Genomic DNA, 13716 nt, shown 5'->3' with positions numbered 1-13716 from the left:
GGATGCTCGCTGGCGCCGCCGGTGCGCTGGTCGCGTTGGTGTTGTTGCCGATCCTCGTACTGGCCCTGATGATCGGGCCTACGGCGACTGCGACGATCGTGCAACTGGGCGGCTGCGAGCAGGGCGGCCCGGGCGGCGGCTCGATCGTGGTGGACCGCCAGCAGCTGGACGCCGACGAGATGGACATCGCCCGCACCATCGTCGACGTCGTCCAGCAGCGCCGGCTGCCGCGGCGGGCCGCGGTCCTCGCGATCGCTACCGGCATGGTCGAGTCCGGACTACGCAATCTCGACTACGGCGACCGCGATTCGCTCGGCGTGTTCCAGCAGCGCCCGAGCCAGGGGTGGGGCACTCGCGAGCAGATTCTCAATCCTGTCTACGCCACGGTGAAGTTTCTCGACGCCCTCATCGCGCTGCCCGGCTGGGACTCCATGGCACCAGGCCGGGCGGAGCAGGCCGTGCAGCGCAGCGGCTTCCCGGACCGCTACGCCCCGCGCGAGCCGACCGCCGCAGCGATCGTGGATCGGTTCTGGATAGGGCCGGACAATCCGACTCCGCCCGTCGTGCCCGGCGTTGGCACGGAGGCCGTGCAGGCGAAGACCCTATGCCCGGACCAGGGCGGATCCGATATCCCGCGCGACCCGGGCCAGGTGGCCCCGAAGAAGCTGCCTCCCGGGTTCACCTTGCCGGATGATGTCCGTCAGCGTGCGGCGGTCGGGTTCGCACTGGGCCAGCTCGGCAAGCCCTACGTGTGGGGTGCGAAAGGCCCAGACGCCTACGACTGCTCCGGGCTGATGCTCGCCGCGTGGGCCGCGGCCGGAGTCGGGATCCCGGCCGGCACGATCAGCCAGGTCCACGCCGGGCACGCCGTCGCCTCGATCCAGCAGGTACAGCCCGGTGATCTGTTGTTCATCCCCGGCTCGTTGGGTACCGCCCGGGTGCCGCGGCACGTCGGGATGTACGCCGGGCACGGCTTGATCGTCGACGCCTACGACACCGGCACCGGCGTCATCCTCGAACCCCTCTCCACGTGGACCTCGAAGATCGTCGCGATCCGCCGGATCGCCGACCCCAGTTCGCCCTCCTCACCACCGGGAGGGAGCCCACTCCGATGAACGTCGCCGTGGTGCTGCTCTCCTGCCGTCCGGGAGGAGCGGCCGATGCCGCGCACACGCACCGACACCCTCAACCTCGACCGCGACGTCGCCCTGATGGGCCTCGCGCTTGCCTCCCTGGCGATCCTCTGCACTCTAGGCGCGATCGTCGTCACCGCCGCCGTCCTGGTCACCGGCTTCCACACCGGTAGCTGGGCGTGGCCGCCGGTCACCGCGTGGCCAGGGTTCGCCCTGTCGGTCGCGTTCCATGCCGCCGATCCCGGGCCGGCGCTGCCGGTCCCGTGGTCGGGCGAGGTCAGCGATCACCAGCTGGCGTTCTATATCTGGTTCACCACGATCACCATGCTCGCCGCCGGCCTGACGGTCGGGGCTGCGGTGCCTGTCTGGCGGCGGGTGGCGCCGTCTGATGCCGGGCACGCCACCCGCTGGGACATGGCTAAGACGTTGTCGATCGCTGCCGCGCGCAAGACCGCGGTGTGGACTCGCGGTGATCTCACCGACGAGCAACGCCGGACCGCATCCATCGAGGAGATCGCGGTTCCCCTGCACCGCGGACCCCGGCGCCAGCAGCTGGTGACGTCACTGGAGACTCCGACCGGGATGATCGCCCCGACCCGCTCGGGCAAGTCGCGCACGGACCTGGTGCACAAGGTGCTCGCCGCGCCGGGTGCGCTGGTCGCGTCGACGACGAAGAACGACCTCGCCGAGTGGGGTTTGCTAGCCCGTACCCGCCGCCCGGGCGCCGGGCCGGTACTGGTGATCGATGCCACCGGCACCCTGTCCTGGCCGGCACACGCCCGCTGGTCCCCGGTCGCCGGGTGCGCCGATCCTGCGGTCGCGTTGCGGCGGGCGGAGACGCTGATCGAAGCGTCCTCGCTCGGGCTGGAGAACGTCGGCGGCAACGACGCGGTGTTCCGCGGCCGGGCCACGATCGTCATGCAGGCATACCTGCTCGCCGCCGCGAACCACCACCGCACGGTCGATCACCTCGTGCGGTGGTCGATCGCCAAACCCGCCGACCGGGAACCAGTCGAGCTGCTGGAGCAGCAGTATCCACAGCTCGCGCAGAACCTGGTGTCGGAGATCGGGATGGTCGCCGAGACCTCCGACGCGGTCTGGATGAGCGTGCGGCGGGCGATCGAGCCGTTCCTGAACCCGGCCATCCGCCACTTCGCCACTCCGAGCCCGGGTGAGGAACTGGACATCGACGAGTTCCTACGCCGCCGCGGCAGCCTGTTCATCGTCGCCGGGGAACACCAAGCGCCGCAGGCCCGGCCGGTGCTGACCGCGCTGGTGGAGCAGATCCTCACCACCGCCCAGGACACCGCACTGCGCCGTGAACGCCGCCGACTGGAACCGCCCGTCACCGCGATCCTCGACGAGCTGTTCGCCGGGACGCCGGTGCCGCGCCTGCCGGCGATCATCGCCGACTCCGCCGGGCGCGGCGTGCTGATCCACTGGTCCGCGCAGTCGCGCTCCCAGCTGGACGAGCTCTACGGCGAACCGGGCCGGCTGCAGCTGATCGACAACACCCTCATCCTGACCGTCTTCCCCGGACTGAAAGACGACAAGACCCTGGAATGGCTGTCCACCTTGTCCGGGCAGCACCGCCGCCGGACCCACCAGCACCACAGCGACGGGATCTTCAGCGCCGGACGCGGCGCCAGCGGCGAGGAAACCGTCCCGACGCTACGCGCCGGGGACATCCGCACCCTCGACCGCGGCCGGGTCCTGATCCTGCACAGCAACCTCCGACCGATCCTCGGCCGCACCCTCGACGTCGAGCAACGACCGGACTGGCCCCAGCTGCAGGGCGACGTCGCCGCGATCCGTTGCGGCCAGGCCGCGATCACTCCCGATGGCTACCCGCTGCCGTTGCCCGACGTTGGTGTTCGGCGATGAGCGAGGACGACATCGCCGAACGTCCAGATGGCGCCGCCAGCAACGGTCGGCATCCGGGCGAGCAAGGCGGATCGGAACCACGGTCGCTGGACGAACTCGACGAGGTAGTCGCCGGGCTGGAAACCGTAGCCAAGGTCCTGGGGCAGCAGCTCGAGCAGGTGTCGGAGAAGCTCGCGGAGCTGACCGACGAGCCGGGAAGCGATCCGCGGCTGGCGCGGTGGCTGATGTACCTGCCTCCGGATGCGGCCGAGGACAAGGAGCACCGCGGGGAAACGCCGCTGTTCACGGTCGCGCACTTCGTGCAGTTCTACAACGAGACCTACGTCGGCAATCCCGGTACCCGCGCGGTCGCCATCCCTGACTGCTGGCTCGATCATCCCGGGTTGGTCGCCGAGCTGGCTACGCTCACCTACACCTGGCGCGAAGCCCACCTGGGCAAGAAAGCCACCGCTCGCGATGCGCAGTACTGGCACGACCACTGGCGTCCCGGCTTCGCCGAGCGCATGGCCACCGAATGGGTACATCAGCGCTGCCGATCAGACGGCCACAAGACCGCCGGCGTCCCGGCTCGCCCCGATCGTTTCACGCTGGAACATCGCGAACGAGAAGCACGGGCAGCGGCCGACGCCGACGAGCCGCCGACCCTGCCTGGCCGGCCATGATCGCCCACGACAAGCAGCGCAACGTGGTCGAACGCTGCTTCAACCGGCCCGTACAGTCCCGTCACCTGATAGCCCGCAATACCAAATGCGCCGCTTGACGCCAAGCCGAACTCGCCGTCGACGCCATTGTGTTCTGGCTCGATGACGTATTAGACAGCTCCTAGGCGGGATCCGGTGGGTGATCGACGAAGTCCTTCACGACCGCGGTCAACCGGTCGACGACTGCCTCGACGAGGGTCAGTTCCGCTTCGGTGTAGTCGGCCAGCACGGCGTTCTGGCGCAGTGCGAGCCGGGCAAAGAACGCGTCGGCCGCGGCGTGGATGGCGGGCGTGGAGTGCAACGTGACGACCCGGCGATCGCTGTGACCGCGGGTGCGGATGATGTGCCCCGCCTCTTCGAGCCGGTTGAGCAGCGAGGACGTTGCTCCGGTCGTCAGCACGACGTGCTCGGCGAGGCGGGCCGGCGTCAGGGGAGCGCCCTGGTCCTCGGCGGTGAGGATCGCGACCATGGCGGCGGCGTCGGTGGTGTGCATTCGTTTGGTGCGGGCGAACAATCTGCCCAGTTCGTCGCCGGCGGCGGCGAACTCCCGCAGCTGGGGCACGACGCGCTGGTCCGGCGCTCGCTCGTCATCAGCCATGGGTGGCAACATATCATCCGGTGAAGTAGCTTGATGATGTAACTAGTTCACCGTGAAGGAGTCTGCGTGTCCGATCAGGCCCGTCCCCGCGTCCTCGTCACCGGCGGGAGCATCGCCGGTCCCGCCCTCGCCTGGGGGCTGGTACGCGAGGGTTTCCAGCCCGTCGTCCTCGAACGGTCCCCGCGCCGCCGCAGCGCCGGGCAGAACATCGACATCCGCGGCCTCGGCCGCGAAATCGTGGAACGCATGGGGATCCGCGACGCCGTGCTCGGCAGACTCACCGGGGAGGCCGGCACCCGGTTCATCACCGAGACGGGCCACGTCTACGCCGAGGTCGCGCGCCAAGAGGGTCGCGACGGCCCCACGGCCGAGCTGGAGATCCTCCGCGGCGAGCTCGCCGGCATCCTGCTCGGCAGCATCGCCGACGACGTCGAGGTCCGCTACGGCGATTTCGTCGTCGGCGCCGACCAAGACGCCAACGGTGTCGACGTGCGGTTCGACTCCGGTCGCCGCGAGCGGTTCGAGCTGCTGCTCGTCGCCGAGGGGCGCAGCTCCCGCACCCGACGGCTGCTAATGCCCGAGCAGACCACCCACCGGGACAAGGGGTTGAATGTCGCCTTCGGCACGATCGATCGCCGCCCGGAAGACGACGACTGGTGGTACTTCATGACCACCACGCAGGGCCGGGTGGTCAACGCCCGTCCCGACAACGTCGGCACGATCCGCGCCAGCGTGAGCTTCCCCGCCCGGTCCGCGGAGTTCGAGACGCTGCCCGCCGAAGCCCAGATCGACCACCTGCGTACGCGCTTCCGCGGGGCCGGCTGGCAGACCGAGCGCATCCTCGACGGGTTCGCGGCCCGGCCCGAGGAGTTCTACACCGATCGGTGGGGTCAGGTGGTGATGTCACGGTGGAGCGAAGGCCGGGTCGGGGTGCTCGGCGACGCCGCGTGGGGATCTGGACCGACCGGAATGGGTACCACGCTGGCGCTGGTCGGCGCGCACGTGCTCGCCGGCGAGCTGGGCCGCAGCCTGCGCGAGCCGGGCGGCACTCACACCGGTGCCTTCGCCCGCTACGAGCGGCTTCTGCGACGTTACGTCGACAGCGCGCAAGGTCTCGCGCCTGGCATGCCCCGGCTGATGCACCCGATGACCTCGGCCGGGTTGGTCGTCACCCGGGCACTCCACCGCGTCGTCACCTCCGGTGTGCTGCGTCCCGTCGTGGAGAAGGCGGTGATCACGACCCAGAAGCACGAGCCGCGGCTGCCCGAGTACCCGAGGCTGCGCGCATCGGGCACTGCCCTGACGCGGGCTCCGGGAGGGGTGTGAAGCTAAGCCCACCACTCAGCCGCGGCTCGCAACAGGTTGGAGATCCCTGGCCTGATCCTTCGTCGCACGATGGCGGCAACCGCTGCCGGATTGCTGCGTCCGCAGTCGATGCAACAACTGTGTAAAGTTGGCGCTCCGCTGCGGCGGAAGATCCCCACAACGATGGAAAATTCCGCAAACAATGCCGCGACCACAGCGTCACCCAACGGGTGTGAGTTATGGTGACACGGTCCGGCACATCGTATTCGCAGCCGGAGTTACTGGAGGTTTTGCCGTTATGGCGCAGAAAGTACTCGTGGAGATGGTCGACGACATCGACGGCGGCGCGGCCAACCAGACGGTCCCGTTCGTCCTGGACGGGGTGAGCTACGAGATCGACCTGTCCGACGCCAACGCCTCCGCGCTGCGCGATGAACTCGCCCGCTACGTTGCCGCCGGACGGCGGATGGGCGGCCGTAAGGTGCGGCTGGCGGCCGGTGAGTCAGCTCAGGGGAAGAAGCCCGGCACTGCGGCCGCGGATCGTGAACGGTCACGCCAGATCCGGGAGTGGGCTGGCGCCAACGGCTACACCGTGTCTGAGCGCGGCCGTCTCTCCAGCGAGATCATCGAGGCGTTCGAGGCGAACGGCGGCCAGCCTATCGTTGTCGACGAACCCGCCCCTGCTGGGCGGAAGCGGGCGCCGCGCAAGAAGGTCGCGGCCGCGAAGAAGTAATGACGGCCAGGTGACGACGCTGAAATAGCATCGGGACAGACTGCAGGAGAGCGACGTCTGGCGGAGACGGCCACGTGAACGATTCATGGTTGTCTTCGCCGGATGTCGTTCGGTGCCAGCTCAGTAGCTGAGTCCGCGGTGAGAGCCTTCGCCGTAGCCGTGGTCATGGCCGTCGATCAGTTCTTCTTCCAGTTCGGTACGCCGCTCGGCCGCGGCGGTGTCCGCTTCGGTGTCCTCTGCCTCTTCCTTTTCGGTGGCAAAGAAGCGTGCGGCGTAGACGTTGGCGGCGTCGCGCAAGGACTCTTGGGTCAGCATGACGTCCGATGCCGCGTCTTCGCGGTCAGGTGTGGTCATCAGGTGCCTCCATTGCCGGGTGATGTCTCGCCAGGCGTCGGCGCGAAGGTCGTTGCCGGGCGGTGGGTTGCCGAGCGGGGAGGCAGCATCGGCAGTCGTGATGCCGTAGGTTTCACGATACGCCGCAGCGAGCCCGACGACCTGGTCCCACTGCCGCGCGAGTGCGGCATCGTCGGGGCGGGCACCGAAGCGTGCAAGCCACGGCGGTTGCTCCCGCACCGCTTGGTCTCGCAGCTGCTCTGTTCTCGCGGTGATCTCCGCGTTCAGCGTCGCCAGCCGCTCCAGCGAACTGTGAGGGTTCGCCGCGTGCGCGAGATCGGGCTGGGCCTGCCACGGCAGGGCGGAGTGGTGCCCGGCGCTGGCGTCGTGCTGGCGCACGAGCGCACTGACGAGCGCCACGCCAGTCTCGCGGGGGGCGGAGTACTCGGCACCGGTCGCTGTCGCGGCAACGAGGCGGACTGCGTCGGTGAGCGCGGTGTCGGGGTCGAGTCCGCGGATGGCGCCGCCGGCGGCGTGGCGCCACACGATGCCCCACCGCTGTTCGGTCACCGCGGCGTCGGGCAGGTGCGCGGCGACGATCTGCTGCCAGCGGACGATCTGCTCGTCGCTCGCCGGGGCGATCCTGGCGGGCGCGTCATGGGTCCGGACGTGGTCGTTGACCCGCTTGGCGAGCACCGCCGCGGCATCCTGGGCCCAGCTGAACCCGCGGTCGTCGACCAGGTCGCGGACGATGCGTTCGGCCTGCCACCCGCGGTCCTGCGCGCGAGCCAGCGCCGCCAACGCGGCCGGTTCGGCGCCGGCGTTGACCGCGTTGGGGACGTAGCGGGCTAGCACGTCGAGGTAGCGATCCTCATCACCGTCACGCGCCAGCAGCTCGTAGCGGCGAACGAGCACGTTCAACGGCTCAAGGACGACACGTTCCTCGACGTGATCGAACTCGGCGAACACCTCGTCCAGCGCGGTCGTTCGAGCCGCATTGCGAGGCCCGGTGGGTGCGGACGGGGCTGGCGCATGCGCCCGGCCGAAGGACTTCCAGCGCTCGCTCAGGCTGCGCCAGGCGCGTGCCCTCGCGCCGTGGCTGCCAGGTTTTACGCCCAGCGGCGCCTCACTTTCGATGCGAAACGTCTCGCGGTAGCCCGCGACCAGGCCGACCAGGTCGTCCCAGTCCTCGGCCGCGATCGGGTTGTCCGGCCGCTGCCCGAGCCCCGAGACCCATTCCGGCTGATCGCGGATCACCGCAGCGCGCAGGTGCTCGAGACGCTCGGCGATCGCGATGTTCATCTCATGCAGGTACTCGGCGTGCCCCGGATAGTGGCGGACGTGGGCGAAGTCGGGGCGGGCCAGCCAGGGAACAGCCCGCTGATGGGCTTCGCCACGCTCACGTCGGCGCTCCAGTTCGGCAGCGAGAGCGGCGTCGGCGTACCGGTCATCCGGCATTGGATCCGGCACCACCGCACGCGCGGCGAGCTGATGAGCGACCACGGTCAGCGCGGCGTCGACGTCGAACCCGACCGCCAGCGCACCAGCCGCGCGAACCCAGATCTTCTCCCATTCCGGGTCTTCGACGGCCGCGTGCGGGGCGATCGCATCGACGATGCCCCGCCAGCGAGTCACGTCCGCGGGCTGTGGTGGGGCGGTCGGCGACGGTGGGGTGCGGCGTTGAAGATGTGTCGTGATCCGGGCCTGCAGTGCCGCACCGGGGTTCTCGGCGTCATCGAGGGACTGGCGCCAGCGCATGACCGCGGCGACGAGCGGGTCGGGTTCCCAGCCGAGGTCATGGGCGTTACGCAGCGTCTGAATCAGCGCCGGCTCACTGTCGAGATCGACGGTGGAGGGGGCGTGACGGGTGAGGATGGCGCGGTAGCGTTCCTCGTCGCGGTAGGTGGCGGTGTAGTTGTAGCGCAGCACCAGCGTGCCCATCGACACCGCCGCGTCCTGGGCCTCCCGCAAGGTCTCGGTCGCCGAGACCTCAGCGCCAGAGTGGTTCAGCACCCCGGTCAGCACCGACCGTGCCGAGACGGGTTCGGGGGTTTCGCGGTGCTGGTCGATGACGTGGTGGTGGGTGACCACGTACATGAAGTTGGCGTGCATGGCGCGGGTGATGCCGGGGTAGAACTGCTCGCGGGTCATCGTCGGCGGCACCAGTAGGTGGGCGTTGCCGGTGCTGGTCATGCCCTGCACCCGATTGATGGTGGCGGCGTAGGCGAGCTCGACGTGGGCCTGGACGTACTCGGCCGGCAGCGTGATCGCGGCCTTGTGGACGCGGTTCTGGACGGTGATCTTGCCGTTGGCGTGCACGTCGGTCACGGTCCACACGTCGCCGTTCTTGACGAAGTCCTTCCCGCCGAACAGCGACAAGAGGCGTTGGTTGTGCCGGGTGACGACCCAGTCTCCGGCACCGGCGGTGGTGGCGTCGTGCAGCTCCACTTCCCGCCCGCGGTCGACCAAGCCAAGGGTGAGGCGTCGTTCGCGGGCGTCGATGTTCAGCGCGACGGTGTCCTCGTTGGTCGGCACGATCAGCAGCGACTGGACGCCGGCGTCGAGATCGGCCTGCCACCGTGAGCGGGCGGCGTCACGCATCGTCTCCAATGACCCGCCGGAGACCCGGCAGCGGTCGAAGTAGTACTCGAGCCCTGCCGGGCTTGCGGCCCGGATCTGCAACGACGCCGCGGCTTGGTCCTCGCGGTCTTCGCCGCGGAACCGCACGATCTCGGTGAACCGGACAGCGCCGACGTCGTGGGCGATCAGCCGGATCGCTCCGCCGGCCTCGACGGCGGCCAGCTGCGCGTCGTCGCCAATGAGGCGCACGTCGGCGCCGTTGGTCAGCGCGTATGTCACGACCTTGATCAGTGTGTGGGTGCCGGCCATCGCCGCTTCGTCGACGATTACGAGGTCCCCGGCTTCCATCGGGAAGGCACGGTGGGCGAACCCGAGCTTCAGTGCGGTGGTCAGCTGGTGCAGCGTGTGCGGCTTCGCTCCGATCGAGGATCCGAGCTCCTGCGCCGCCCGGGCAGACGGTCCGAAGGCGTAGACGCGGTGCCCGGTGCGCCGCCACGCCGTGGCCAGGACTTTCATCGCCGAGGTCTTCCCGGCCCCGGCGGGCGCCAAGGCGAGCTGCAGGCGCCGTCCGGAGCGGGCGAACTGGCGTACCATCTCGGTCTGCCCGGTGTTCAATCCCTGACCGGCGAGGGCCTTCTCCACAGTGTCCACGCGCAGGCGATGGCCGCCACCGCGGCGGGCCCAGGCGACCAGGTCGCCCTCGGCGGCGAGGGTGGCGGTGGAGGTGTAGCGGGTTGAGTGGTGTTCCACGAACACCGACTCGCCGTCGCGGCGGCGCGACGAGGCTGGCTCGTTGACCGCGGTCGGGCCGACCAGAGCGAGGGTGTCGGGCTGGGCGAGGATGGTGTCGACGACGTCGTCGACAAGCTGCTCGCGCTTGTCCACCGGCACCGTCAGGTGCGCGGTCTGGCGGTGCGCTTCGGCGGCGAGGTTCCACCACGAGAAGTGGCTGTAGTTGTCCGACAACACATCCCGCGTCAACTGTGCCAGTTTGGCGATGTCGAAGGCATCGGGTTCCGCGCGTCCGGTGAGGAACACGCGGTCGGCGAGCGTGTCCAGAACTTTCGCGGGCATGATGCTGAGCGCGTGCTCGCGCCACGCTTTCAGATGTTCCGGCAGCGTCTTCGGGGGCTGTTTGCCGGGGCGGTTGTCGTACTGGGCCGCGCGGTCGATGGCGAAGATGTCCTTCGGTGTCGGCTCCTTCCCGTGCTGGGCCCGGAACTCGACGATGCGCTTCGCGCGCGCGGCCTCGAACTGGCGATGCCGCTGGGAGAACAGCTTCACCAGCTCGACCGGGACACCTTCGAGCTGCCAGACCAGGCGTTTCATGTCCACGCCTTCGGCGCCGCGCTGCACCCAGGACGCGCCTTGCTCACGGAACAGGTCGCGCAGGCGGTTGTCGAAGTACTCCGACGCGGTGACCGTCGCGGCGAACATGGTGCGCAGGTCGAGCGCAGTCCATTCACCGTCGTCGCTGCGCTGCACCTTCGAGGAGATCAGCACATGAAAGTGCAGGTGCGGGTCGCCGGCGCGGGAGTCCCAGTGCTCGAACATCGCCGCGGTGAGCCCGTTGACGTCGACCTGGGCCTCGCCCATGTTGCCGCGGCGGGTGTAGGCGATGTTGCGTTCCATGTAGGTCACGGTGTCCAGGGCGGCCTGGCGGGCCATACCGACAATGCGCTTCCGTCCGGCCGGCGACGCAGCCGCCCACGCGATAGAGAGGGTCTTGTCGTAGCTGAACACGGCCTCAACGCCGGAGACTGCAGACTTGAGGTTCCGTTTCTGCTCGGCCAGCCATCCGTTCAGCTCCTTGTCGCTCGCCGGGCCCTTGCCATCATGCGCTTTGCGGTAGGCCTGGATCTGGACGCCGCGGCGCAGTTCGGCGCGCTTGGCCGCGGAGATCGGCGCGCCGATCGGACGCCCGTGCAGACGGTTGTGGTCCTTGTACGCCTGCGATACCTGGGAACGCAGATGATCCAGTGCGGAGTACTGCGGGAACCGCCGACCCAACCTAGTCGCCTTCAAGGCTTCTGCGGCGGTGGCTCCGTCGGCGATCATCTCGGCTTCGATGGCGTCGGCGTTCGGGTGCCGGCCTTCGCCGAAGAGGGCGTTCAGCTGGGCAGGGGTGACCACGCCGGAGAGTCCTAAGTGCTCTGCTCCGGCGCCGAACCATTGGCCTGCCGGGTAACCACGGGAGAGGTAGTAGTCACTTAACAGCTCGCCGGGCGCGAGCTCACGGCTGCGATCGGCGCACGCCACCGTATTCGTGAGATACTCATGACCACCAGGGCTCAGCTTTCGCAAGCCCATCATGTCCACACCAGACTACGCCGAAAATCCGGCGAAGCCCACCCGGTTCAGATCGTCTGCAAGACGTGCTGTGTGCGGGGTAGGGGTGGGTTGGGTGAGGTGGTGGTAGTTGCGGCGTGGTGGGCGGGGTGAGTGGATGGTGGGGATGGTGCGGGGTGGGGTGTGGTGGTGGGTGGCGGGCGGGTGGGGTTGGTGGGGCGGGGCTGGTGGCGACGGACGTTTCGGGTCGAGCGCCGGCGCCTGCATTAAGGCGCCCCGGGCGCCGTCTGCCGGCGCCTGCGCGGTTCCCGGATGTCAGGGCACACGAAAGCGGCCGCCGATCGCAAGATCGGCGGCCGCTTTGGAGGGGAACGGTGCTTAGAGCTGGCCGTACCGCGTGAGGTAGTCCAGCTCTAGCCGGATGGCGGCGGCGGGCACGACGTCGACTGCGTTGCCATTCTGCGCGGGATGTGTTCGGACGTGGCGGGCGAGTAGCTCGCGCAGGAAAGCCGCGACGGAAGCGGGTGCGTCGGTCGGGATCGTGTCGGCGGCGGCAAGCTCGTGGTCGATGTCGGCGAGAATTTCGGCGAAGGTGCGCACGGTGGTGGCTCCTGGACTGGGGTGGGGCGGGGGAACCCGGTCCGGGTGCCCCCGCCTGCGGGGGGTGGTCAGGCGACGGCGGCGAGTTCGCGCGACGGCGTGAACGTCACCAGCGGTGCCATGTTCCGGTCCCGGCACATCTCGCATCGGTCGTCGGCGCCCTCGGCGCGCTGCTCGGTCGGGGTGCGTTCCAGGTTGCACGCCACGCACAACCCACCCGGCGCGACCGGGAGCAAGGCAAGCCGCTCATAGTCCTCATCGGACAGGGCATAGCCGGTCAAGTCGCTAGCGGTGTCGCTGCTGTCGTCCAGGTCGGCGTGACGCTGGCGCTCCTGCTCGTAGAGGTCCACCCCGCGCTCGTCCTTGCGCACGAGACCAGCGGCCGGGATCGCCTGCTGAATCTGGCGCCACTTCTCGTCATACTGCGCTTCGACTTCGCCGACGACGTAACGGCTGTCCGCCTTCTTCTCGATCGGCTCGCGTTCGGCCTTCGCGGCGCGCTGGGTGTTCGGCTTCGCCTGGGCGGCGGGTTCGGGGATGTCGGCCGTGGTGGCGGGCTCGGCCGGTTCCTCGGCGGCGGTGTGCTCGCCGGGCATGGGGTGCTGCGCCGATTCGGCTTCCCGGCGGCAGGCATCGGAGCAGTACGGGAGTTCTGGCGTGTCGGCGAGGTTGCCGTCACAGCTTCCGCACCGGTGCGGCTCGGCCGTTTCGGCGGTGATGGCCTGCTGCCGGGCGGCGGTGCGGGCGCGGGCGTGCTCGGCGCGGGCCTTGCTGGCGTACACGCACGTCATCACCAGGGTGCGCATGTCGTCGGCGAGGGTCGGCCACAGCCGGTAGGCGGTCTGGATGGCTTCGACGATGGCGGGGTGGGTGGCGCTGGGGTTCTTGAGCAGAGTGGCGCACGCGGTGAACGCGTGCTGCTGGTTGTATCCGGTGGCGGCGTTGAGCCATCGCAACCCGTTGAGCGCGTCGGCGATACGCGGCGGCTGTGCACGCAGCATCACCGTGACGTCGTTGACCTCGGTCACCGCGACGCTACGGCGGGTCTCGCTGCTGTAGACGCACCGGTTGAACAGCTCGCGCTCGGTCTCGCCGTAGCTGTCCCACTCGGCGTGGACGTTACGCACGGCGGCGAGGACGTCCGGGCTGATCGCGTCATCGGTGTTGAGCAGCGTGGCGCACGCGGCGAGGATTGCGGGTGGGTTCTCCCCGCTGTCGGTGAACACGTGGCGCAGCTCGGTGAGCGCGGACCGCACGCGCGGGTGTTCGGCCTGCAGGAACTGTACGGCGCGGTCGATGTTCTGACGGTGCTTACGGTGAATGGTCGAAAACATGATATCCAACTTTCATGTATCGGATTCGTGAGGTCTCTCGGGTTTGCAGTCCCGATCGCCTTGCAATTTCGATATTACCCGACCGTTGGTGTCGATTCCAGTGAAAATAGCGTTTCCTGCCAGGCTTTTTCGGCCAATTCTGGCGGCCGATTAGGGCGCGTGGTCGAATTTGCTTTCGGGCCGGTTGCGTGCCGTGGATGTAGCTTGCTGGTCGCACCTGCTCGCC

General features: G+C 69.0%; 9 protein-coding genes. 5 read left to right on the top strand and 4 right to left on the bottom strand.

Features of this window, described 5'->3' with window-relative positions; genetic code table 11:
- The first annotated feature begins 2 nt into the window (after positions 1 to 2).
- Genes AB5J73_RS42790 through AB5J73_RS42780 form a run of 3 tightly spaced genes read left to right on the top strand, consistent with a single transcriptional unit; the run spans position 3 to position 3679 of the window.
- Positions 3 to 1115, top strand: coding sequence for a C40 family peptidase (locus AB5J73_RS42790; RefSeq protein WP_370964960.1), 1113 nt, complete (start codon positions 3 to 5; stop codon positions 1113 to 1115).
- Between the two features lie 45 nt (positions 1116 to 1160).
- The gene (locus AB5J73_RS42785; RefSeq protein WP_370964958.1) at positions 1161 to 3017 is read left to right on the top strand and encodes a type IV secretory system conjugative DNA transfer family protein; all 1857 of its coding nucleotides are present in this window, start codon (positions 1161 to 1163) and stop codon (positions 3015 to 3017) included.
- Entirely contained in the window at positions 3014 to 3679 is a 666-nt protein-coding gene (locus AB5J73_RS42780; RefSeq protein ID WP_370964956.1) for a hypothetical protein, read from the top strand. Before AB5J73_RS42785 ends, AB5J73_RS42780 begins: the two co-directional genes overlap by 4 nt.
- Positions 3680 to 3839: 160 nt before the next feature.
- Here the strand turns inward: AB5J73_RS42780 and AB5J73_RS42775 are convergent, their stop codons facing one another.
- Entirely contained in the window at positions 3840 to 4316 is a 477-nt protein-coding gene (locus AB5J73_RS42775) for a MarR family winged helix-turn-helix transcriptional regulator (protein ID WP_370964954.1), read from the bottom strand.
- 66 nt (positions 4317 to 4382) lie between these two features.
- On the opposite strand from AB5J73_RS42775, the gene AB5J73_RS42770 reads away from it, so the two are divergent.
- Both AB5J73_RS42770 and AB5J73_RS42765 read left to right on the top strand, forming a co-directional pair.
- Positions 4383 to 5642 (top strand): FAD-dependent monooxygenase, encoded by a 1260-nt coding sequence (locus AB5J73_RS42770; protein WP_370964952.1) that lies wholly within the window; start codon positions 4383 to 4385, stop codon positions 5640 to 5642.
- 277 nt (positions 5643 to 5919) lie between these two features.
- Entirely contained in the window at positions 5920 to 6354 is a 435-nt protein-coding gene (locus AB5J73_RS42765; protein ID WP_370964950.1) for an Lsr2 family protein, read from the top strand.
- A 120-nt stretch (positions 6355 to 6474) separates the two neighbouring features.
- Here the strand turns inward: AB5J73_RS42765 and mobF are convergent, their stop codons facing one another.
- From mobF to AB5J73_RS42750, 3 genes are all read right to left on the bottom strand, one after another.
- Positions 6475 to 11580, bottom strand: a complete 5106-nt coding sequence (gene mobF / locus AB5J73_RS42760; RefSeq protein ID WP_370964948.1) for a MobF family relaxase — start codon at positions 11578 to 11580, stop codon at positions 6475 to 6477.
- 354 nt (positions 11581 to 11934) lie between these two features.
- Positions 11935 to 12156 carry a hypothetical protein gene (locus AB5J73_RS42755; RefSeq protein ID WP_370964946.1) on the bottom strand — a complete coding sequence of 74 codons (222 nt, stop codon included), beginning with the start codon at positions 12154 to 12156 and terminating at the stop codon, positions 11935 to 11937.
- Positions 12157 to 12224: 68 nt separating this feature from the next.
- Positions 12225 to 13490 (bottom strand): hypothetical protein, encoded by a 1266-nt coding sequence (locus AB5J73_RS42750; RefSeq protein WP_370964944.1) that lies wholly within the window; start codon positions 13488 to 13490, stop codon positions 12225 to 12227.
- Positions 13491 to 13716 lie beyond the last annotated feature (226 nt).

Origin of the sequence: Amycolatopsis sp. cg9, assembly GCF_041346945.1 — a bacterium.
In the GTDB taxonomy this organism is placed as follows: domain Bacteria; phylum Actinomycetota; class Actinomycetes; order Mycobacteriales; family Pseudonocardiaceae; genus Amycolatopsis.
Note: the sequence above shows the minus strand (reverse complement) of the source record. Positions and strands in the feature narration are given on the sequence as shown.

Excerpts from the sequence above, each read along its gene's own strand:
- AB5J73_RS42750 (WP_370964944.1), bottom strand. The coding sequence starts at position 13,490 with ATGTTTTCGACCATTCACCGTAAGCACCGTCAGAACATCGACCGCGCC.
- AB5J73_RS42780 (WP_370964956.1), top strand. The coding sequence starts at position 3,014 with ATGAGCGAGGACGACATCGCCGAACGTCCAGATGGCGCCGCCAGCAAC.
- AB5J73_RS42790 (WP_370964960.1), top strand. The coding sequence starts at position 3 with ATGCTCGCTGGCGCCGCCGGTGCGCTGGTCGCGTTGGTGTTGTTGCCG.
- AB5J73_RS42765 (WP_370964950.1), top strand. The coding sequence starts at position 5,920 with ATGGCGCAGAAAGTACTCGTGGAGATGGTCGACGACATCGACGGCGGC.
- mobF (WP_370964948.1), bottom strand. The coding sequence starts at position 11,580 with ATGATGGGCTTGCGAAAGCTGAGCCCTGGTGGTCATGAGTATCTCACG.
- AB5J73_RS42785 (WP_370964958.1), top strand. The coding sequence starts at position 1,161 with ATGCCGCGCACACGCACCGACACCCTCAACCTCGACCGCGACGTCGCC.
- AB5J73_RS42775 (WP_370964954.1), bottom strand. The coding sequence starts at position 4,316 with ATGGCTGATGACGAGCGAGCGCCGGACCAGCGCGTCGTGCCCCAGCTG.